Consider the following 22504-nt stretch of genomic DNA (forward strand, 5'->3'; position numbering starts at 1 on the left):
GGAATGCGCTGTGTCCTTATCGTGCCGTCTGGACGCGCCGGATCATTTTCATGATTTCTTCCGATGCCGCGTAAGGAACCAGCCAGACATCCGGATGGGATTGCTGGAAGACCCTGAAAACTTCATCGGCGAAAGCCTGCCCGATTTCATCGACTCCTTCAAAATCCAGAATGACTTTTCTGAAGCCGTCGAAACGGGCGACCAGCCGTTTTGCCTGGGAACGTGAAACCAGGCCGTCATCAAGCCGGGCCAGTCTTACCGGAACCACCGTTTTGTTGAAATTGAGTTCGTCCGTGTCCAGCGTGTATTGATGGAATATTTCCCGGGGTGTTCGTTTGCTGTCCAGGGCAATGCGCATGAATACAACGGTTCCTGTCGTTTCGGAAGGGCTTCTTAAACCGGTTTCTATCAGAAAATCATCCGGACGTTGAATATCGTGGCTGTAATCCAGTCCATTGGCGTGGATAACGAACCGGTCGAACATTCTCGAGGTGAAAAAGATGCCTTCACCGGAATGATTGGCGCGATCCGTCGTCAGTTTGCCTTTGGCCAGTTCCAGCATGGCCAGCCGTTTGTCCGGGAGATTCAGTTCGCTCCGGATTTTTTCGAAAATGCCGATTCCGTCATCAATGACCATCATGGTGAGTTCCCGGTCATCTGTTTCCACGAGGACTGAAACCGTATCCCCTGCTGAATGATCGTGCGCATTATTGACCATTTCAGTAAAACCGTGGTGAACGATCTGGCGGATGTTGGGCGGCAAATCCAGATAAGGAGCGAAATCCAGTGTCCATTTGACCTCTTCATCCACTTCTTCACGGGGCCACTGATGGAAGAAGGTTTTTGTCGGTCCGATACGGTAAACCGGTTTTCTGGGGGAACCGGAGAGGATGATCCGCTTGTCGTTTACCAGTTCTTTTACGATACGCGAGGCTACCGGACGGGACAGCTTGAATTCGTTGGCCAGCAAACCGATAAAACCGGTAACGGGACGTTTATTCAATTCCCGGGTTACCCATGACCGGACAGGCAAATCGGCTGTTTTCGTTTTCATCACTCTCTTTCCCGGAAGATATGTCAATTTTGTTCTTTTTTATGTCAATTTCAGAATTATTATATGCTAATTTTAAATGGATAACTGGTTTATATATTGCGTTTTCGTAACAGGTTGTCCCTTATCCTTCATCGCTACCGGAGAAAGGAAGCCGGACAGCTTGCGTGAAAAGGGACTGGACAGATTTCAGCCGGCTTGGGATTTTTTCAGGAAAGTCCTGCCGTCTTGACGGAGTCTGGCAGAACCGTTGAGAGAACTGTCCGGGTGGAGCCGCCAGGGCTATTTGCTGCCCGGGACAGGCGCTTCCCTTGCCGTTGTGTTTGCGCGCAGGAAAACGACCGGGAGAAAGCGGCGGCCGGCAGCCGGATGCAGGTGGTCTTCGGCGGCTTCGAGCCAGACGCTTCCATCGGTTTTCAGGAGGGCAAGGCGGCTGTTGTATACGGCGAAAGACGCGACATGGCGGGCGATTTCGGCCGGTTCCGGATTGCTTTGGTAGAGGATATGCCGTGTATCGAGCGAATACAGGGTGTCGTCCTCGTAATGCAGGACGCTGATGTCCGCTCCGCGAGGCAGGGTGAACGAGGGCAGGTCGTTTTTACCGGTTCCTTCTTTGGAAAGGGGGCGGGGTTCGTAAACCGGCAAATTGATGCACCAGCCACGCATGTCCATTTCCTTGCCCCAGTACCAGAGGGTTCCGTCTTCCGTCAGGACGAGATTTTCGTTTTTGAAGGCGGTCAGGCTGATAATCCGTTTGCCGCCGAAGTGGTTCGGGTCGATGGCTGCCGGACGGTAACGGTCGAGGAATGTGCCGTCTCCAAGGCCACCGCAGGCATTGCTTCCCCATGTCCACAGGCTGCCGTCTTTTTTCAGGGCAAGCGCGTGGCATCCCGAGTTGATGAGGGTATGGACCTGGTCGAGCAGCCGGCGGGGCCGGTTCAATACCCCGGGAAGATTGTCGCCACGCAAGTCTTCCGCATTGCCCCAGGCCCAGAGGGTATTATCGTTACGGAGGGCGAAGACCACAAAGCTGTCTGGAACGACGGTGCGGACATCGGTCAGGATCCGGATGGGCCGGTTTTCCGGAATGTCCTGCAGGGCGTATTCGTTCATGAAAAGCGTACCCCGGTTCCGCTTGCCCCAGCCCCAGAGGATATTGTCCTTGTCGATGATGAACAGGTTGCCGGCGGCAGCAACGGCCTTGACGTTTTTCCGGACAGGTTTTGCCGTAACGAAGCGTGCCCCTTCCGAAGGGAGGCCGGCTGTTTTCCAGAGGGTTCCGTCGTCTTCCAGGATGAAAAGCTGGCCATCATCGTGAAAGGCCAGTTTTTGGGGCGTTTGCGCGGCACCGGCCTGAACCGGCGCGGCTGACGGGCCGGAGAAGGGAAGCAACAGGAAGAAGGCGGACAGGATAAAAGCGACTCTGGTGTTCATGCCGGTTATCGGGGTAAGGTGACGGTGAGGGGATGGCGGGCCCTGGTACCGGATTCCCGGCCCAGTTCGCCTTCCGAATTCGTGCCCATGGCCAGAAGCGTTCCATCTTTTTTCAGGATCAGGATATGGTTGTGGCCGGAAGCGATTTCGGCAGCGCCGGACAGAAGCGGTCGGGGAGGGAACCAGCGGAAAGGTTTTTCGACGAAAGCGCTTTCAGGATCGTCCCTGCCGGCGTTGAGCGGAAGGCCGGTTCCGGCGATCCAGACGGTTCCGTCCCGCTTCAGAAAGAGGAGGTGTCCCCAGCCGGGGGTAAAATCCCGGACGTGATCGATGGAAACGATCCGTTCGGGTCTGACGCAGGGAAAGGTTCTGCCGGGTTCGGCGGGAACGGCCCAGCCTTCTCCCCAGTTCCATACGGTGCCGTCGTCGGCCAGTGCAAAACTTTCTCCGGCCCGGGCGGCGATTTTGACGATTTTGCGCGAGCCCAGCGCCGAGAGATCGGTTTTGACGGGGTGTTGGCGAGGGATCAGGGTGCCGTCTCCCAGTTCGCCGTTTTGGTTGTCGCCCCAGGCCAGAAGCGTTCCGTCTTTTTTGAGGGCCAGCGTATGGGAAAAAGCGGAACTGACGTAAACGATGTCGTCCGCGATATTGACAAGTGCGGCGGGGAAGGCGGGTACGGGCAAAACGGCAGTGGCGGAAGCCGGGGAAGCGGAAGGGACAGCCTTTCCTTTGGCGGGGCCGGGCTCGCCCCATGTCCAGAGCCGGCCTTGTTCATCAATGGCAAACGGCGTGTCGTGTCCGGCGTCGATAAAGACGATGTGGGGCAAGAGCATGACGGGTTCGAGGATGAAGCCGCTGGCTTTCAGGCCCAGTTGTCCGTACTGGCTGCTGCCCATGCCCCACAGTGTGTGGTCTTTGGTGATGAAATAAAGGGCGGTTTCGCCTTTGGCGGCCCGGGCCATGACGACGTTTTTCGCTACCGGGACAGGGTGGGACGCATTGTTTCCCTTTAACTGGTCTTTTCCCCAGCTCCACAACTGTCCCGCCGGATCAATGGCCAGACTGGTGCCATTGCCTGCATCGATATGGCCCCAGGGCGGCGCAGCCCGGGCAGGGAGCCAGAGAATCAGGCAGAAAAAGGCCAGCAACCGGATAAGGGACAGGGTCGGGAAAGAGGGGATGGGCAGGGAAGGGTGAAACATGGTTGAGCCGTCCCGTAAAAGTGTTTGAAGTGTCGGATTTTCATTTTAGCGTGGGAGGGCAGTCCTTGCCAAGGGGAAAGGGAACAGGCTCCTCGCCGGAGAAAATCGTTTGCTTATAGGCAACCGCTGTCCCGTTCGATCGACAGGACAAATCCGGCTTGCCAGTCCGGCCGCCCTACCTCTGGCTTATTCCGGCTGTCTGGTCAGGCAAGCGGCAGGAAAGAGGGAGAAGTGTGGGGGCGGGATCGGGAGGCGGGAGGGTGGACACCGCTGGAGTCCGCTGCCTGCGGGTTCCCTGCCGGAGAAGCGGCCCGGAGGCGGGAGAGGGAAACGGAGGAAGACAGGGCCGGCCGGACGGAAAATACGGCCGGGACAGGTCAGGATGCCGGCTTTGGAAACCGGATGCGGACGGGTTCTGCCCGGTTTCCGGTCGTGCCGTCTCCCAGCTGTCCGGCTTCGTTGTCGCCCCAGCTCCAGAGGCTGCCGTCTTTTTTCAGGACGAGGGCATGGCGGGGGCCGCAGGCGATTTCGACGGCGTCGTCCATGAGGTGGACAGGTTTTGTCCAGCCGGTCTTTGCCGTTTGTACGACCGGCCCGGCGCCGTAGGCCCAGACCGACCCGTCTTTTTTCAGGATGAGGGCGCTTTCTTCGCCCAGCGCGATGTCGGCGACCCGGTCGATGAAATCGACTTTGACCGGCAGGGTTTTGGGCGGCAGCGCGGCGTTCTCTTTTCCGGGCAGGGACGCGTTGGCGTAACCCCAGGCATAGAGGGAACCGTCTTCGGTAATGGCGAAGCTGGCGTGGTTTTTCGTGGCGAGCTTGACGATGGGTTTCGATTGCAGGGCGGCGATGTCGGCTTTGTAAGGCCGGTTTTGCGCGGTGTGCGAGCCGGTGGCCAGCGCGCCGGAGTCGTTGGTTCCCCAGACCCAGAGGCTCCGGTCTTCACGGAGCGCCAGCGTATGGGTGGCGGATGAACTGACGCGCTGCACCAGTTCCATGACTTTCCGGGGTTCGGCGATCGGTTCGCCGGTTTCCTCTCCGGGGACGTCTTCGCCGCGGGAAGGGCTGACTTTGCCCCATGTCCACAGGATGGAGGCGGTATCAATGGCGAAGGGCGTGTCGTGCCCCGGACTGATGCCGGTGATGCCACTCAGGATGGGCATGGGTTCGATGACGGGGGTTTCGGAAAAGAGGCCGATCTGTCCGACTTCGCTGTCGCCCCAGCCGTAAAGGGTGCCGTCGCAGGCGATGTAAAAGGAGGTGGCGGAAGCGTCGCCGGCGGCAACGGCGCAGGCGTTGTCGGCTACTTTGACGGGTACGGCGGAAGGCCGGTTCCGGTAGCGGGAATCGCCCCATGTCCAGAGCTGTCCCTTGCCGTCGATGTAGAGGCTGTGTTTCAGTCCGGCGGCCAGCCGGGTGTCGCGGGTGATGGCCGGGTGTCCGGCGGCGTCCGGCAAATCCCCGTCTGTCGTTTTCCAGAAGAAGAGAATGAAAACGAGGACGCAGGCGACGGCAAAGGCGATTGAAAGCAGCAGTCGGTTTCGCATGGGCTTGTTCTTTTATGCACGAAATAGACGGGAACGGACATATCGGGGTTTTCCTGAAAGGATACGGTATTTTGGCGGTTCCGGTTCCATTTTTCCAGTGGGAAACGGGAAATTTTTGCCGGCCGGCCCGGGTGAGGGGAGGCGGAAGCGAAACGGTTCCGGTTTTCCCGGGATTTTTCCCGGAAAAAGAGGATAAAAAGACGTCGTCAAACGTAAGGGCAGAGAGGCGTTGGCATTTGGGGTGCCTGATAAAGTACGGTATTTAAAAGCCGTATTTCGGGCACAGGAACTGGATAGGAAAAAGTTTGTTTTTTTCTCGGGCGCGTTCGGTAGCGGTTCGGAGAAAGCCGGAAGCGGCCCGGTTTGCCGGGGAAGCCGGGGTAGTGAAATACGCTGGATCAGCGTATCGGCAGGGGTTCGCAAAAGCCGGGAGCGGGCCTCAGGCGGTCGTCCGGAAGCGGCAGGTCTTCCGGTTTCAGATCGAAGCGAACCTGAACGGGAGCAAGGCGCGTTTCGGTGGTGCCGTCGCCCAGCTGGCCGTATTGGTTTTTGCCCCATGCCCAGAGGGTGCCGTCCTTTTTCAGGACGAGCGAATGATATTCGCCTGCGGCGATTTCGGCAGCGCCATCCATCATTTTGGTGGGGCGTCTCCTGCCTCCGCTTTCCGCGGCGGCTCCCTCCGCGTAACCCGTGACCCAGACGGAACCGTCCTTTTTCAGATAGACTTCGTGCAGGAAGCCGACGGCGATGTCGGCGACGTGATCGATATGGGCCAGTTTCACGGGAACCCAGCGGGGTTCGTCCATGCAGTAGGGTTTCATGTTGTTGGGTTCGCCCCAGTTCCAGACGGAGCCGTCGTCGGTGACGAGGAAGGATTCGGTCATGCGGGTGGCGACCCGGACGATTTTTCGGCCGCCCAGTGGGGTGAGGTCGATTTTGACCGGATGGATGCGTTCCCTGTCGTCTCCCGTACCCAGGGCGCCGCACTGGTTGTCGCCCCATGCCCAGAGTGTGCCGTCTTTTTTCAGGGCCAGCGTATGCGTCATGGACGAGCTGACGCGGATGACGTCTTTCATGATTTTCAGGGGGCGCGTCGTCGTTTCCCGGATTCCGTCACCTCTCTGGACGTATCCCGCTCCCCAGACCCACAAAGAGTAATCCGGCGCAAGGGCGAAAATAACTTCTTTTCCTGAAACACGGACAGCTTTATCCATCAGTTTCCGTAAAGGAATGTACCCGTTTCCGCGATGGACCGGCCTGACCACTCCCAGTTGCCCATCATCGCTGTTTCCCCATCCCCAGAGCGACTGATCCTGTTTGATGACGAATGAACGGACAGCATGGGGGTCTGCATAAACGGAGTGTGCGTCGCGCGTGACGATTTCCGGAAACGGATGATTGCCGTTGTGCGGCAAGCCCGATTCTCCCCAACTCCAGAGATTTCCTTCCGGATCAATGAACAGGCCGTGAATATTTCCGGCGGCAATGTGGCTGTCTTGAACAGCTTGGGCGTTGACCGCCGTACCCAGACACAGGAAAAAGAAAAGGGATAGAAGGAATTTGTATGAAAAGGACATATAAAGGCAAACAGGTGATTTTATTTATTGTACCAATTCGTTTCCTCGAAAAGCCGTCTTGCGCGCCATCTCGTTTGAGGATTGTCCAGATAGTGGCGTGCTTCTTTTCTCAGCATATCGGTAGCCTGGGGCCAGTCATTTTCCAGAACGGCTTTCAAAAAAGGGAAATTACGGAAATAAGTACCGTCCTTGTAAAATTGTGAAAAAAGCAGGGTTTGCTGGCGTGAATCGTGTTGGTGGAAATAGCGTGCATTCGGGTATTCGACATGAACCACATCGATTATGCCGTCCCATTGCTGTACCGCTTTTTCTGATGCATACTGCATAAGCGACCGGTTGATCGCGTCGATATCATCGTCGTTCAAATCGGGAACGCCGTGACTTAAAACACTTTTCAGAAAAACGATAGTGTCGTCTTCTTCAGGATTCAGATAGGGAATCAGTTGGGTAGCCAGTTCTTCTGACATTCCCATTTTGAGCAATTCGGTTTTCTGTCGTTGACAGGTTTCCGAAACGGTTGCAGGGTAACCGCTGCAAACCGTTTCTGTCCATCCCGGTATCGCGAAAAAAAACTGGGTTGCCATTACAAAGGCAACAAATCTGTGCATGTTATATCCGCTTTCATTGTGGCGAATGCTTGACTTTATTGTACCATTCCACTTCATTCAATAGCCGGTTGCCCCGCCATCGTTTTGCAGAATTGTCGATGTCGTTTTTGGCTTCACTTTTCAATGCATTGGCAGCAGTTTCCCAGTCGTTTTCCATGACTGCCTCGAAGAACGCTTGATGTCGTTTTTCAAAACTGCCGTTCTGGTAAAACCGCGAGAAGAGCAGGGTTTGCTGGTCGGAAGTCAGTTCGTGGAAATAGGGCGCGTTGGGGTGCCGGCGGCGTTCCCTGTCCACTTTGGCGTCCCACTGTTTCCGGGCGTTGTCGCTCATGTTTTGCATGGTGGCGCGGCTGATGAGGTCGATTTCCTCGTCCGTCAGGGAAAGCGGGTTTTTGGCCAGAGCGGTAACGGCGTCTCCCCGCTGTTTTCCCAGATACGGCGCCAGTTTCCGGACCAGCTTTTCGGGCAGGCCAAGGCGTCTCAGTTCGGCAGGTTCCTTGCGCTGGCCAATGTCGAGGCCGGAGGCGACCGTGACGCCGGACTTGTTGTTTATTTGCCCTTTTCTGTACGGTACGTCGGCGACGGTTCTGCCGCCCCCTTCCCAATGGCTGACTTGGGGATGGTTGATGCCGATGGCGCGGCAGGCGTTGGCCAGCGTCAAAAGGGCGTTGATTTCGCGGCTTGGCCCGGCTTCGACATAGCGGCGGCCCGCGATTGTTGGGGCGTTTTCATCCAGAGGCCGTATGGGCAGCGGTTCGCACAGCGGGTTGTCGGGATTGACGGGAAGGCTGTTTCCGGTGACGGGTTTCGGCTGTTTCGCTGCCGGGGTATAGCCGGTTCGGAGAAAGCCGGAAGCGGCCCGGTTTGCAACGGGAACCGGGGTTTTAAAGCCGCCGGATGAAACGGCGGGGCGGTTCCCGCCGGTTGCTGCGCGGTGGCGGAGCATCGCGTGGACGAGGAGCCTGCCGAGGGTTTGCCAGCGCCCGTCGCTTATGCCGGGAAAACGGATGTCGCCGGTTTCTGTCGGGGCGGCGGTTTGCGGGATGTGGCCGGCATGGCCGGAGAGGGCTGTTTCCCCGGCCAGCCTGTCTGCCGGGGCAGGGGATGCGGCCGGGGAAAGTCCGGTGTCCCGACGGACAGACATGCTTGACGTTTCCGGCGGTTTCGCTATGGGTTCGGGCAGGCCGGTTGGCCGGACGTTTTCCGCTTGCCCGGTGTGGAAGGAGGCGGCGTCTTTTCCGGTTTCTGCCGTTTGGGCGCCGGGAAAAGCTTCGGGCGCTGCTGAAAGGGCGGTCTTGCCGCGGGAAGCGGCCGAAAGACCGGCCGGCGGTGTGGGGAAGCCGGCGGGTTCCGGCGACGTTTCGGGGCCCGAAGCGGATAGCGAAGGCGACGGCGGGGTCGCTGTTTTGGCGAAGGTTTCCTGCCATTCTTTTTCCAGCGAGGGCGTGCGGAACAGGTAGGTGTGGCCCGGCGGCGGTTTGAAGAGCGGGGCGGAAAGGCCCGGTTTCACGAGGTTTTTTCCGGCATAGTCCTTGTCGTCGCGTTCGGCGCCGAAGGGATCGTTCGGGTTGATGGTCATTTTTTCTCCTTTCAATGGTTTGTGTTTTTGTCGATCCGGCTTTTTTCAGGGCCGGAAAAGCGTGTTTTGTTTTCGCCTTGCAACGCGGTGGCGTACCGGGTGACAGGCGTTCGGGAAAGCGTTTTCCTGCCGGGCGGCCGTTTTTTCCGGACGGGATGCCGCTTGTGGCTTCCCGGCAGCGGAAGCGGGGACAGGTATTCGCTGGCTGTCTGGCTTCAGGCGGCGGGGAGCGGATTAAACCGGCATGGGGCGGGAAGGCAGGGCGGGAGGGTTTCCGGCGGATGTCCGGGCTGCTTCCCGTTTATCCCGGTTTTTTTCTTCGGTCAGCTGGCGCGCGCCGGAAAAATCCGTAAGGGAAGGCAAAAAGGACTGGAAAAGGGAAAGTGTACAGGAAAGGGAGGCGCGCCTTTTTGCCGGACGGGAAAGTGGCGGGAGAGCGGAGAGGAGGGAGGGGAAAGGCGGGCAAAAAAAACGGAAAGTGCCTGACCGTTCCGGAAAGCGCTGGAAGTCCCGGGTTTATGGGGCCAGCCAGAGGTTTTCTTTCTCTTTATGCCCGTTTGGCCGGAACTTGTCCGGCAAGCGGCCGGTATGGCGTCCGGTTTTTTGAAAAACCGCGCGGGATGTTCCGGAAATCCTGACGGGGCGGCCGGAGAGCGGGTGGGAACGGCGGGGGAAGCGGTTTTCGGGCAGCCGGAAAAAACGGTCAGCCAAAACGGAAAGCCGGCGCTGGACTGAAGAGGGCTTGCCCGGCGCGCCGGAACGGCCTGTGCGAAATGGCGCGTACGGCATGAGGCGGGGTGGGCGTCCTGTATGCGGGGGCGTGCCGGATCGTTTTTTCCGGGTTTCCGCTCCGGTTTTCCCGGAGGCGGACAGGGAAGGTGATCCGGCCTGTCGGGGAGGGTGGCGATGGGCTGGCTCCGGGGAGCAGGGAGGCGTCAGAAACGGGATGAATCAAAAAGGCCGAAAAGGGTGTCAAACCCGCCTGCCTACCGGGTTTTAAGGTTTTGGTAAAAAATGGTGATTTCCGGGCAGTTCGGGTGAAAATCCGGGAAAAAACCGCGGGAAAAAGACGGGAAATCCCGCTTTGGGGCGGGAAAAATCCCTTGTTATATGGGTTATATGGCTGAAAAACCGCTGTCAAACGATTCACCAGGCCTTTTTATGGGAAAGGGTGACTAAAAATACTGGCCGGAAATCGAATCCGGTTCATCCGGAAACCGGACCCGCTGTACCCGGGGAAGCGGTACCCGGGGTTTTCAGGGCATGGCGGACGCGGTAAAGGCAGGTCGAACATGGCGGGGGAAAGCGCTTTCCAAACGGGCAACTATGGTTTACGGGCTTTGCAAACCCGCGCAATCTCGCCTCTTTGGGGGGCGGCCTGTCGATTGCGGCATACGACGGGAACGGGGCGCCGTGTCTTTTCCGCGAATATCCATTATGCTATCGGTATTGCCGTCTGGGCCGCCGGGACACGATCCCGGTTTGGGGCGATGGCGGAATGTGGATTTCATACTATGAACGCAAAACTGAAGGGCACGATCTGCGGCGTGGTCGCCGCGGTCAGCTATGGCACCAATCCGCTCGGGGCGCTGTTTCTGTATGGGGAAGGGATCAATGCGCATTCGGTTCTCTTTTACCGCTTTCTGCTGGCCGGCGTCGTGCTGGCGGTGCTGATGCTGGCCAGACGGGAGTCGTTTCGCGTCGCGAAACGCGAGTTGTCGATTCTGTGCATGCTGGGCGTGCTGTTCGCGATTTCGTCGCTGTCGCTTTTCATCAGTTTCCATTATATGGATGCGGGGGTGGCCTCGACGCTGCTTTTTGTCTATCCGGTCATGGTGGCGGTGATGATGGCGGTTTTTTTCCGCGAAAAGGTGTCGCGGGTGACGGTTTTTTCCATTCTTCTGGCCTTGACGGGTATCGGGCTGCTGTATCAGGGCGACGGCGGCGGCACGCTGAGCACGGCCGGGGTGCTGCTGGTGATGCTGTCTTCGTTTTCCTATGCGCTTTATATTATTGTGGTCAACAAGTCGTCTCTGACGATGTCGCCGGTGAAGCTGACGTTTTATGTGCTGCTGTTTTGCGTGATGACGGTCGGCGCGCATTCGCTGCTGGATGCGAAAGATCATGTGCAGTGGCTGGCGACGCCGGCGATGTGGGGGTTTGCGTGGATGCTGGCGCTGGTGCCGACGGTGATTTCGCTGGTCATGATGGTGGTTGCCGTCCAGCTGATCGGTTCGACGCCGACGGCGATTATGGGGGCGCTGGAACCGCTGACGGCGGTTATTATCGGGGTTACGGTGTTCGGCGAAAATGTCACGGTGCGGCTGGCGGCCGGGATTGCGCTGATTCTGGCGGCGGTGATCCTGATTATTGCGGGCAAATCGTTTTCTCTCCGGCAAATCCGGTCGGCTATCGCGCACGCGCGGGAAAACAGGTTAAAGCGTGAAGGCCGCTAGGCGGGAAGAAAGGGCGTGAAGGCGCGGCCCGGGCGCTGGCGTATAGAGGCGGCGCGAGGCGTTTTCAGGCAGCCGGGCTGCCGGCTTGCCAAAGCGGAAGCGCTGTCGTCCGGCGCTCGACCGGACGGATTGTCGCGTTTTGTTTCCGGCGGGCGGCACGGCGGCGAAAAGCCGGTATGGCGCGTTTTCCGCGCTGTCTCCAGCGGACGGGAAAGGGAGCGGGGAACGTGAGGGAGAAAAGGAGACGGTATCGCGCTGCCGGTTCCGGCGTCGGCCGTTTTGGGGCTGTCCGTTTTCCTGCCTTGCGTGCCCGGTCTGGCGCGGCCGGCATGGTTTTTGTTGCCTGCCGGTATCGCGCTGCCGTTTCCGGCCGTAAGGGGCTTTCCGGGCGCCGGCGTCTGCCTTTTGGAACCGGGTTTGCCGGGGACGTCCGTTCAATCGTTTTCACTGTCTCGCCGCGTTTGCGGTTCCAGAGGCGTTCGGGATTGGCCCGGGCGGGGCTTTCAGGGAGGGGCACGGCCGGTTTTTCCGCTTTTTCCCGGAAAAAGCGGCTGCCCTAACGGTCTCATCTTGCTTTTCGTCATGTTTTTCTGCCATTGCTCAAGGTTCGGCGGCAAAAGAAGGTTAAGCTGGGACGTCCGGGGTCGGGAACTTTCGGGGGCCGGTTTTGCAAAGCCCGGCAGGGAGGCGTTTTGTGGTAAAAATGATCTTGACATTAAACCGTCGAATGCGCATTGTATCGTGTAGTCCAGGGTGTGGTAAAGCAGAACGCGACAAATGGCCGAAACACGTTTGCCGGTTGTGTCGTTGCCGGATTTTGAGGGATTTTTCAGGGTGTTAAGGCTTTTTTTGACGACGTTGCTGTCTTTTGCCGGTGGGCGCGGACTGTTTGCTTTTTTAGGGGAAGACGGTTTCTTTTCGGGTCGCCGGATTCGGGAGGATGGCGTCATGCGAAGGGAAATAATGGGATTGAGTGTGAGCCGGGTTCGTCAGGGAACGCTGGCTGTGCTCGGATGCCTCATTTTTGCCAATGGCGTCTGGGCCGGAGAGTATTCCGACGGCATGCGGTTCTATCAGGAAAAGGAATACGACAAGGCGTTTTCGTCTTTTAAAAAGGCGGCCGCGAAGGGCCATGCCGCCGCGCAGTCGGCGCTGGGCGCCATGTATTATAACGGCGAGGGCACGGAAGAAAACGAATCGGCGGCGGCGCAATGGTACCAAAAGGCGGCCGAACACGGGCGCATGGACGCCCAGTTTGCGCTGGGCGAATTGTACGAGGCGGGCGAAGGCGTCGAGCGCAACGACAAGAAGGCGGCGTTCTGGTATCAGAAGGCGGCCGATCAGGGCCATCTGAAGGCGCAGGCGAAGCTGGGTATTCTTTATATGGAAGGCCGCGGGGTGAAGCGCGACGATGCCAGGGCGGCGTCGCTCCTTTCAAATGCGGCCAGGCACGGCATTGCGGTGGCGCAGGCGAATCTGGGGCTTTTGTACGCCAGCGGCCGCGGGGTGGCGGCCAGTACGAACAAGGCGCTGGAGTGGTATCGCAAGGCCGCTTCGCAGGGCGAGGCCGGGGCGCAGTTTTCGCTGGGCAATATGTATGAGGACGGTACCGGGGTCGAAAAGGATCTGGTGAAGGCGGCGGTCTGGTACCGGAAAGCGGCGGAACAGGGCAATGCGGAAGCGCAGAACAATCTCGGACGCCTTTACATGGAAGGCGACGATTTCGAGGGGCATGAAGACGAGGCGTTTGTCTGGTTCCAGCGGGCGGCCGATCAGGGTTTCGCGGAAGCGCAGACGAATCTGGGGGTGCTTTACGCTTACGGGCTTGGCGTGGATCAGGATGTGGAAAAGGCGGTTTACTGGTACCGGCAGGCGGCGGAACAGGGCCAGCCGGAGGGCGCTTTTTTTCTGGCCGAGGCGTATTACCGGGGTGAAGGCGTCGGGCGCGATGACAGGCTGGCGGTCAAGTGGTACGAGTTCGCCGCGAAACAGGGCGTGCCGGAAAGCCAGGACAGGCTGGGTCTGATGTATACGAACGGGATCGGGGTCAAACAGGATTACGGCAAGGCGGTTTCCTGGTTCAGGAAGGCGGCGCGGCAGGGGTATGCCGAATCGCAGAACAATCTGGGCGTCTTGCACGCCCGCGGACTGGGGGTGGAACAGGATTATGCCAGGGCAATTGCCTGGTACCGCAAGGCGATTGCCCAGAATCTGCCGCAGGCCCAGTTCAATCTGGGCACGATGTATTTGCAGGGGCATGGCGTCAGGCAGGATGTCGATATGGCCCGCAAGTGGTTCATGAAGGCGGCATCGCAGGGGTTGCCGGAAGCGGAAAAGAGTCTGGACAGGCTGCCCAAGGAGGGCGGGTCGATTGATACCGATCTTTCTACCTGAGGCCTGAACGGGGAAAGGATACGGGGCATGACGGGGCGTCATGCTTTTTTTTTGCGGCGGCTCCCCGTGTCGTGAGGCAGGGCGGACGGGGTTTGCCGCGCAGGCTGGCGGTTGCGGACGGGACGGTTTGCCGGGCAGGGGAAGGCGGGGAGCGAGGCGGGGCATGAAAAAAACGGATGGCGTGCCGTATAGCGGGTCTGGTTTCCGGATGAGTCGAACGGGGTTTGCAGACAGTATTTCAGTCACCCTGCCAGATGAAAAGGCCAGTTGAATCGTTTGACGGCGGTTTTCCAGCCATGTGACAAGGGATTTTTTCCCGACCCAACGAGGGATTTCCCGTCTTTTTCCCGCGGTTTTTTCCCGGCTTTTCACCCGGACTGCCCGGAGTCAAGCGGTTTTGCAAAAACCGGCAAACCGGGTATTCAGGCGGGTTTGATGCCTTTTTTGACGCTTTTTTCATCCTGTTTCCAAGGTTTCCCTGCTCTTGCGGTGTGTTGGACGGCGGCTGTTTGGGCGGCATGGCGGGCGATGCCGGGCCGGCTGTGCAGGCGGTGACGACGGTGACGGCGGCGCAACTGGATTCGTGGGGGAAGGCGGCGCGGGCGTCGATCCGGCAAGAGCGGTACGACAGGGCGTTGGCCGTTTTAAGGGAACTGGCGGCAAAGGGCGATCCGCGGGGTGAATATGGGCTGGGGCTGATGGCGGCCAATGGGTGCAGGGTGAAAAAGGATGACGGGGCGGCGGTTTCGCGTTTCAGAAAGGCCGCGCAAGCAGGCGTTCCCGAAGCGCGATCCGCGCCGGGGACGAGGTACGATGCGGGACGGGGTGTCCGGCAGGATATCCGTCAGGCGGTTTTCTGGTATGAAAAGGCGGCGTCGGGCGGAGACGGCAGGGCGCGGGCGAGGCTCGGAACCTGAATCTTTTGGGGCGCGGCATGCCGCGCGATTATGGCAAGGCGTTTGGCTGGCGGCAAAGGGCGGCGGAAGCGGGCGCCCCGAAAGGACAAGTATGCGCCGGGCATGATGTATGTCCGCGGCTGGGGAACGCCGCGTGAACGGGAAAAGGCCAAAGTCTGGATCGCGCGGGCCGCGCAGGCCGGGGAGCCGCAGGCGATGCGTCTGATGGGCGAGATGGCGCATGGCGGTTTCGGTCTGGCCCGGAACGGAAAAACGGCGCTTTTCTGGTACCGGAAAAGTGCGGAGGCGGGGAACCGGGAAGCGATGCAGCGGCTGGCGGCAGCTTACGGTTCCGGTTCGCCGGGATTGGCCGCCGGTCTGGAACAGGCGAAACGCTGGCAGGCAAGAGCGGCGAAAGCGGAAAGCGCGGAACCGCTTTTGCCGGCGCCCGGGGCTTTCTGAGGGCCTTAGGGGACGCGTCCGGCCGGGGTCTGGCGGAGCGCCGGTTCGGCAAGGTAGTCTTCGTCGGACACGGGTTCCAGCCAGACGGCGGGGCCTGCTTCCGGGTGGGTTTCGATGGCGATGTGCGAGAAGGGGGTGTCGGGCGCGGCGCCGTGCCAGTGTTCGGCGCCGGGAGCGATTTTCACGACGTCGCCGGGTTGCAGGCAGACGACGGGTTTGCCGCGTTCCTGATAGCGGCCGGCGCCGTCGGTGCACAGCAGGATCTGGCCGCCCGGATGGGTGTGCCAGTGGTTGCGGCAGCCTGCTTCAAAGGTGACGTTTACTGTCGGGCAATTGAAGGTCGTATCGGGTTCGACAAGCCAGTGCAGCCAGACGGTGCCGGTGAATTTGCGGCTTTTCAGCGCTTTTCCGAGTGGAAAAACAGGGGATGGGGCGGTAGCGGTGTCGGTCGTCATGACGGTCTCCTGGGTTACGGGGTGGCGGCCGGGTGGCCGGCAGGGGTTCGGCAGGGCTTGCCGGCGGCCTGTCGAACCGGATGGTTCCGGCAACAGGCCGGACGGAGAACGGTTTTCTTTTTTTCTCCGCTGGCTTTCGCCTGCCTTGTCCGATGATACCGGAAAAACGGGAGCGCGGGCCCGCAGTCAGGATGGAAAGGGAACGGGAGCGCGGTTTTCCGGCCGCCGGGCGCTCCGGCGGCCCTGTCCATCGGATCGTCAGGCGGAGGGCGTTTGTTCTGTTTCGGGGGAATGTAGCCTGAAGCGGGGCGGCGAAAGAACCGCACGTTTTCTGCGGGCGGGAAAGGCTGTCCCGGACGGGCCGGGCGGCGGGAACGGGGTTTTTCCGGCTGAGGGGGTGAGACAGGTTGGCCGAAGGCGGTGGCGAGGGCAGGATTTCACCGGGAGGGAGGGAACGGCCGGCCCGATGCCCGGAACAGTCTGGCGGTTTTTTGCGGAAGACTGCCCGGTTTGCCGGGTATTTTTGCAGAAGGGCGGCCGATCTGCCGGTACGACGCTTCCGGTTTCCGCCGCTTTGGGCGAGGCGTTTTTGACGGCCCGGCAAGGGAAAGCAGGGGGGACGGGGCCGTGCTGCGGGGAAAGCACGTGTTCCGGTGGGACGTATCCGCGCGGAATGGCGGGCGGCTTCCGTTGGGGGTGCGGAGGGCGCGCTTCTGTCGGGGCGAGGCGGGCGCGAACCGGCCGCGTGCCGGGTATGGCGGGAAAGACGGCAGGGGAGAAAACACGAAAGACACATGCCTGAAAGGGCGTGGCGGGCGGAAGGCGCGCTTTCCCGTTTGCGGGCGGGGCTTATCTGGCAGCGCCTTTTTTTCGGGAGGCTGGCGTTTTTTGAACGCGCGGGAAAGCGCTGCCGGATGGCGCAGGTGGGGACGGCAAGGTCTTTCAAGGCCGCCGCCATAAAAAAACGCCCGTGGAAAGCTGGTTCACGGGCGTTTTTCAGGCAAAGGGAGAGCAGGACTTCATTATTTCCGAAGCCGTCCGGAATAAGCTCTTTTTTTACAAATCCTTACAGACGATACATTTCTTCAGAATCGGGCAAACCGGCCGGCGCGCTTTTTTGCCGGCCTGTCCGGCCGGGTTTGTCAGAAAAACGCGGGAAACGGACGGGGATGCACGGCATGGCTCCGGTGTCGCGGGAAGGCGGGTGTGCGGGGAGAGCGGCAGCCTGATCACGCCGGGGGAGCCGGTCGGTGAATCGGGCGGGAGCGGGGCGCTTTCCGGGCGGAGGCACGCTTGTCCGCCGGGAAGCGGTGCGGCGGCAAGCGGTTTTGGCGTTTGCCGGAAAAGGGCGCATGGGAAGACAGGCCGGACCCGGATTGCGCGGGAGGGCAGGACAGGGAGTGGGCGGGGGCTTATTGCCGGGAGGTTGCCGCTTCCGGAAAGTCTGCGCCGGTTTGCTTTTGCGGGCTGTTTCCGGAAAAGCCCGATGCATGTATGGGGTTTTTTTCGGCTTTCCGCCGTTTTCCGGATTGTGCCGATGGCGGCTGTTTCAGGAAACGGGAGGCTTGCGTCCGGCCGGAAACCCGCTGGAGCGGGCCGGCGGAAAAAGGGGTTTTGCCGGGTGTTGCGGCCTGTTTTGCTTGCTGTATTGCCGGGTCATTTCTTTTTCCGGGGTTTTGGGGGCGCTTTCTTTTTTTCCCCGAACAGGATTTTCCAGAGAAAATAAAGCGGAAAGAACTGGAAGAGGATCATTGGAAGGGAATCGCCGTAACGCGGCCTGATGTATAACAGATGGATGAGCCCGATGACTATGGCAACGGCCACCATGATGATAATCCGGGTTTTCTTGCTTAACTCTTCAGATTCGTTTTCCAATTGCGTTTCCTTCCTTTTTCTGCGTCCGGGGCGGCCGGAACGGGTCGTGCAAAGCGTGCTTTCGCTGCCATGCCGGGGGTTTTTCATTTTCCGCTTCAGAGGGACTGGCGCCCGGAAAGCCGGCGCTTTCACGCGGAGACAATGGCGGGACGCCGGCGGCGAATCCGTCCGCGCACGGCGCGTGTAGCGGTACAGGATGTACTCTACAGGCTGTCCGGAAGAATTTCAATCCGTGTGGCTGTAAAACGCGGCGAACGCCTGAGCGCTGACCAGTCGGGACAGTTTGGCGTTTCCGCCAGCGCACCTGTTGTGGCGCAGCCGCCGTACTCCCGGCGGTTCGCGACAGACAGCCGGGGTTTTACTCCACGCGCCAGTTCGCGCACCGGTAAGGGTGCGACGACGGACTGACCAACGAAGTGCTGTACAACGCAAGGTTTCAATCCACGCACCCGTGAGGGTGCGACGCATACGCGATAAATGAGGCCGTAAGCATCATCGAGTTTCAATCCACGCACCCGTGAGGGTGCGACCGAAAGGCGATTCTGGCGGCGATTGAAAAACTGAGTTTCAATCCACGCACCCGTGAGGGTGCGACATATGTGGCACGCGGACAAAAACACAATGATGTGGTTTCAATCCACGCACCCGTGAGGGTGCGACCAGCAAACCCTGCCGGGTGTTTTATCGAGATCCCGGTTTCAATCCACGCACCCGTGAGGGTGCGACTGGATCTTGCAACCACGCTGGTGAGCCTGATCAATGTTTCAATCCACGCACCCGTGAGGGTGCGACGCATCCATGCCAATACGATACGTTATCGGAGACGTTTCAATCCACGCACCCGTGAGGGTGCGACCCGGAAGATACCGCCTCTTTGGCAACCGCTAACGCGGTTTCAATCCACGCACCCGTGAGGGTGCGACGATACAGGCAGAAATTTGCGACGGAATCCGGATGTTTCAATCCACGCACCCGTGAGGGTGCGACAATATCTAAAACCAGCTCGATATTGGGGTTATTTTGTTTCAATCCACGCACCCGTGAGGGTGCGACGACGCTATCGGCATGCGCATATTTGTGGGAGCGGGTTTCAATCCACGCACCCGTGAGGGTGCGACAATGGACATCAAAAAGGCTTCGGCTATGGCGATGTTTCAATCCACGCACCCGTGAGGGTGCGACTTAACACACTTGAGGAGGCGGAAAATGTCGAGGCTGTTTCAATCCACGCACCCGTGAGGGTGCGACTTCTGGACGTTGTTATAGATAGTTCGTTCAGAAAAGTTTCAATCCACGCACCCGTGAGGGTGCGACATAATTACGTCGAAGAATACCTCAAGGATTTCAGGTTTCAATCCACGCACCCGTGAGGGTGCGACCGGCTGGAGTATGAGGTTGTCGGCTGGGGGAAGAACGGGGTTTCAATCCACGCACCCGTGAGGGTGCGACTGGCCCGCGTGGATTAGTTTTACGCTGGAAAACGGTTTCAATCCACGCACCCGTGAGGGTGCGACTTGATCTCTGTCGATTATAAAGCAGACCCGTCGGAGTTTCAATCCACGCACCCGTGAGGGTGCGACCAGAAAAACAAAAATTCAGCGCGTGCAAGGAGCGGTTTCAATCCACGCACCCGTGAGGGTGCGACATATTTCCATCCGTATTTAACATGATGGGGTTGGGTTTCAATCCACGCACCCGTGAGGGTGCGACCCCGGACAGACGATTATTATTCTTGGCGCAACAAGTTTCAATCCACGCACCCGTGAGGGTGCGACCAGGAGCTTGACCGCATGACCACGCGCCGCGAAGGTTTCAATCCACGCACCCGTGAGGGTGCGACGCAGGAGCTTGACCGCATGACCACGCGCCGCGAAGTTTCAATCCACGCACCCGTGAGGGTGCGACGGGACGGGTGGAGCGTGGAGCAGGAAAGCACAATGTTTCAATCCACGCACCCGTGAGGGTGCGACCAATTCCACAAGATGGACGCGATGTATGCATTATAGTTTCAATCCACGCACCCGTGAGGGTGCGACCCGACATTACAAAAGCTGCTTGATATTAACCGTGTTTCAATCCACGCACCCGTGAGGGTGCGACGCAGTAAAAGAGTTCACAATTCGGGCGAAAGACGGTTTCAATCCACGCACCCGTGAGGGTGCGACCAGAATGGCTGATTGAAAATTACGAACCGCGCCTGTTTCAATCCACGCACCCGTGAGGGTGCGACGTTGCCGCCATCGTCGCAAAAATTCCACAATCCGATGTTTCAATCCACGCACCCGTGAGGGTGCGACTGATGTGGTGGGCGTTTCATACACCCAGCCAGCGTGTTTCAATCCACGCACCCGTGAGGGTGCGACCCGTTTGCATCGACATCCCCAAACACATCATCTATTGTTTCAATCCACGCACCCGTGAGGGTGCGACGGGGCAAGTACAGGATACTATGGTATCGGCGGCGTTTCAATCCACGCACCCGTGAGGGTGCGACGATTTGACCAGCAGGACGCAAACGACCTGACGATGTTTCAATCCACGCACCCGTGAGGGTGCGACTGTGCCCTTGGAAAGCCTGATGGACCGGGCTTTTCAGGGGCAGAATGCGGGAACCTCCCCGTTTTTGACGCGAAACGGGACGGTTTTCCCGACCGGTTCCGATTTTACGTGTTTTTTCAAGGGTTTGCCAGTGCGAGCACCGCACCGGGGAGAGGCTGTGAGCCTCAGGTTCCCGCGTTTTCCGGTTTTCCGGGGCGGGCGTCCGGATGGCGGCGATTTAACGCAGGTCGCGGTAGAGATCGCGCAGCATGGCTTCGGTAATGGGGACCGGGTTGTTTTGCAGGTTCGGGTGGAGGCTGGCCTGAACCAGTTTTTCCAGTTGGTCGTCGGTCAGGTCGTATCCGGCAAGGCTGGTTTTCAGGCCGGTGCGGTATTTGAGTTCGGAGATGGCGTCGGCCATGGAACAGGCGTTGTCGAATCCGGTGGCAAACGCCAGTTCGCGCAGGCGTCCATCGGTGTCTTTTTCCGCATTGATCCGCATGAAGTGGTCGATGGTGAGGCCGCAGGCTTCGCCGTGGGGGATGCCGAGGTTGCTGGTTAACGGATAGGAACAGGCGTGGGCGGCGGCGGTGCCGGGCAGGGCGAAGGCCAGTCCGGCTGTGACGGACGCTTCGGCCATTTTTTCCCGCGCCAGCGCGTTTTCCGGTTCTTCGCAGGCGGTTTCCAGATGCCGGAAGACAAGCCGGGCGGCATGGATGGCGAGGGCGTCGCAAACGGGCTGGTGATGGATGTTCCAGTAGGCTTCGATGGCGTGGCAGAGCACGTCCATGCCGGTGCAGGCGGTCACGTGTTTTGGGACGGTGTAGGTCAGTTCGGGATCGACGATGGCGGTGGCGGGGTAGAAGACCGGGGTGTTGAGCGGGGCCTTGAGCCCTTTTTGATGGTCGGAGAGGACGGCAACGCGGGTGATTTCGCTGCCGGTGCCGGCGGTGGTCGGGACGGCGATGAGCGGCAGGTGCGCTTCAGGCAAGGGCCGTTTCTTTTCCAGATACTCGCTTGCCGGGGCGGCGGCGGTGCAGAAAGCCGCGGCGGCCTTGGCGCAGTCCAGTACGCTGCCGCCCCCGACAGCCAGGACAAAATCGCAGCCGTTTTGCCGGATCAGTCCGGCGCAGGCGTCGCATTGGCTGACGTCGGGGTTGGGCGAAACGCGGCTGTACACGGTCTGGAGGGTTTTTTCATTGTCGGCGACGAGCCGGGCGGCCAGTCCGTTTTTTTCAAGGGATGGCGAGGTGACAAGGAGGCCGCGGGTTCCCCCGAGCCGGCGGATTTCGTCTTTCAGGCAGGCGATCATGCCGTTGCCGAAATGGATGGTGACGGGTTGCAGGTAGTGCCAGTTCATGGTTTGCCTCTCCTTTCCTTGTCCGTTGAGCGGTTTTTTGTCCGGCATGCTCTTGGCGGAAAACAGGATGCGCGGTTTCCGTTTCTCCGTTTTCATGGGCGCTTTTTTTATTTTACACCGGTGTCTGCGGGGTGGGTTCGGGTAGCGGTCCCGTTTGTCGAAACGGCGTTTTTTGCGGCAAGGGGCGCCGTCGCTTTTGCCGGATGCGGTTGTTTTACGGGCCGGACGGTTTTTTCCGGTGAACGCGGTAGTAGAGCCAGACGACGCTGTTTTCCAGTTTGTCGGCGGGGAGCAGTTCGAGGCGCTGGCCGGCGGCAGGCAATTCGTCTTCTTTCCCCGGGTATTCGACGATGGAACAGATGCCGGACAGGATATCTGGGATGAAATTTCAGACTTTGACAAGGAATGGAACCGGATCATTCCCATTCCCTGGAAGGGTGGCAAGGAACCCTTTATCCGGGTGCCGATAGCACAAGGCCTGCCTGTATTGCCGAATGTAGGGCGCACGCTGGAAGAAATGATTTTTTCGTCGAAGAAGCAGAATCCGATTGAAAAGATGGTGCGGCTTGCCCTGCTGACAGTGGATGCATTTAATCCGTTTGGTGCGTCTGGCTCGCCCGGTCAGTTTATTGCCCCATCTGCGGCGAAACCCATTATCCGGATTGCAGAACACAAATCCTTTACCGGTTTGCCTCTGCATCGCAGTGATGCGCCTTTCGGCGGATACAATGAACCAGCTTATGCCAAAGCATATCGGAATACACCGAAGCACTGGACAGCCATGTCGAAGTGGCTAAACAACATTACCGGCGGTGATGATGTTTCGCCCGGTCATATTGATATCGCACCGGAGACATTGCGCCTTGCCATCACGTCTTATTGGATGCCGGGTGTTTCGTCACAAATTGTCGATCCTGTTTTCAGTCTGGCGACAAAAGCGCTGGGCGATGAGGCCATTTCAGTCAAGGAGATTCCCGGTCTGTCTTCTTTTGTCGGTCTTGCACCGGATGAGCGTGCGCAAGAGAGAGCCTTTTTCGCCCGGATGAACGACTGGCGGCAGACAGTGCATC

General features: G+C 59.3%; 15 protein-coding genes and 1 CRISPR repeat array. Of the genes, 5 read left to right on the forward strand and 10 right to left on the reverse strand.

Annotation, left to right across the window (positions count from 1 at the left end):
* Positions 1-16 precede the first annotated feature (16 nt).
* From OFAG_RS06950 to OFAG_RS12905, 7 genes are all read right to left on the reverse strand, one after another.
* Positions 17-1054: an STAS-like domain-containing protein gene (locus OFAG_RS06950; RefSeq protein WP_020995026.1), complete on the reverse strand. Its 1038-nt coding sequence runs from the start codon at positions 1052-1054 to the stop codon at positions 17-19.
* A 279-nt stretch (positions 1055-1333) separates the two neighbouring features.
* Entirely contained in the window at positions 1334-2485 is a 1152-nt protein-coding gene (locus tag OFAG_RS06955; protein WP_005877053.1) for an RCC1 domain-containing protein, read from the reverse strand.
* 5 nt (positions 2486-2490) lie between these two features.
* Positions 2491-3687, reverse strand: coding sequence for an RCC1 domain-containing protein (locus OFAG_RS06960; RefSeq protein WP_005877052.1), 1197 nt, complete (start codon positions 3685-3687; stop codon positions 2491-2493).
* 377 nt (positions 3688-4064) lie between these two features.
* The gene (locus OFAG_RS06965; RefSeq protein WP_005877051.1) at positions 4065-5234 is read right to left on the reverse strand and encodes an RCC1 domain-containing protein; all 1170 of its coding nucleotides are present in this window, start codon (positions 5232-5234) and stop codon (positions 4065-4067) included.
* Positions 5235-5632: 398 nt separating this feature from the next.
* Positions 5633-6811, reverse strand: coding sequence for an RCC1 domain-containing protein (locus OFAG_RS06975; protein ID WP_005877050.1), 1179 nt, complete (start codon positions 6809-6811; stop codon positions 5633-5635).
* A 20-nt stretch (positions 6812-6831) separates the two neighbouring features.
* Positions 6832-7419, reverse strand: coding sequence for a lysozyme family protein (locus tag OFAG_RS06980; protein ID WP_005877049.1), 588 nt, complete (start codon positions 7417-7419; stop codon positions 6832-6834).
* Positions 7420-7432: 13 nt separating this feature from the next.
* Positions 7433-8998, reverse strand: coding sequence for a pesticin C-terminus-like muramidase (locus OFAG_RS12905; protein WP_020995027.1), 1566 nt, complete (start codon positions 8996-8998; stop codon positions 7433-7435).
* 1514 nt (positions 8999-10512) lie between these two features.
* On the opposite strand from OFAG_RS12905, the gene OFAG_RS07000 reads away from it, so the two are divergent.
* The 4 genes from OFAG_RS07000 to OFAG_RS12915 all read left to right on the forward strand — a co-directional run bounded on the left by OFAG_RS07000 (position 10513) and on the right by OFAG_RS12915 (position 15206).
* Positions 10513-11454 carry a DMT family transporter gene (locus OFAG_RS07000; protein WP_005877047.1) on the forward strand — a complete coding sequence of 314 codons (942 nt, stop codon included), beginning with the start codon at positions 10513-10515 and terminating at the stop codon, positions 11452-11454.
* Between the two features lie 777 nt (positions 11455-12231).
* On the forward strand, positions 12232-13848 hold the full coding sequence (locus OFAG_RS07010) for an SEL1-like repeat protein (protein ID WP_005877046.1): 1617 nt from the start codon (positions 12232-12234) through the stop codon (positions 13846-13848).
* Positions 13849-14366: 518 nt separating this feature from the next.
* Complete coding sequence (locus OFAG_RS14460; RefSeq protein WP_051347015.1) at positions 14367-14765, forward strand: tetratricopeptide repeat protein; 399 nt, start codon at positions 14367-14369, stop codon at positions 14763-14765.
* Between the two features lie 102 nt (positions 14766-14867).
* Entirely contained in the window at positions 14868-15206 is a 339-nt protein-coding gene (locus OFAG_RS12915; RefSeq protein WP_222707661.1) for a tetratricopeptide repeat protein, read from the forward strand.
* A gap of 5 nt (positions 15207-15211) precedes the next feature.
* On the opposite strand, the gene OFAG_RS07030 is transcribed toward OFAG_RS12915, so the two are convergent.
* The 3 genes from OFAG_RS07030 to OFAG_RS07050 all read right to left on the reverse strand — a co-directional run bounded on the left by OFAG_RS07030 (position 15212) and on the right by OFAG_RS07050 (position 21434).
* Positions 15212-15661, reverse strand: coding sequence for a cupin domain-containing protein (locus OFAG_RS07030; RefSeq protein ID WP_005877041.1), 450 nt, complete (start codon positions 15659-15661; stop codon positions 15212-15214).
* 1656 nt (positions 15662-17317) lie between these two features.
* Positions 17318-17536 (reverse strand): hypothetical protein, encoded by a 219-nt coding sequence (locus tag OFAG_RS13805; protein WP_147617667.1) that lies wholly within the window; start codon positions 17534-17536, stop codon positions 17318-17320.
* 433 nt (positions 17537-17969) lie between these two features.
* Positions 17970-20095: a CRISPR direct-repeat array (repeat unit 31 nt; unit sequence GTTTCAATCCACGCACCCGTGAGGGTGCGAC).
* A 217-nt stretch (positions 20096-20312) separates the two neighbouring features.
* Positions 20313-21434, reverse strand: a complete 1122-nt coding sequence (locus OFAG_RS07050; RefSeq protein WP_020995033.1) for an iron-containing alcohol dehydrogenase family protein — start codon at positions 21432-21434, stop codon at positions 20313-20315.
* A 238-nt stretch (positions 21435-21672) separates the two neighbouring features.
* Between OFAG_RS07050 and OFAG_RS07055 the strand changes: the two genes are divergently transcribed.
* A partial coding sequence (locus OFAG_RS07055; protein ID WP_020995034.1) for an LPD38 domain-containing protein occupies positions 21673-22504 on the forward strand: 832 nt, incomplete at its 3' end.

It is taken from the genome of Oxalobacter paraformigenes (assembly GCF_000158475.2).
Taxonomy (GTDB): Bacteria; Pseudomonadota; Gammaproteobacteria; order Burkholderiales; family Burkholderiaceae_D; genus Oxalobacter; species Oxalobacter paraformigenes.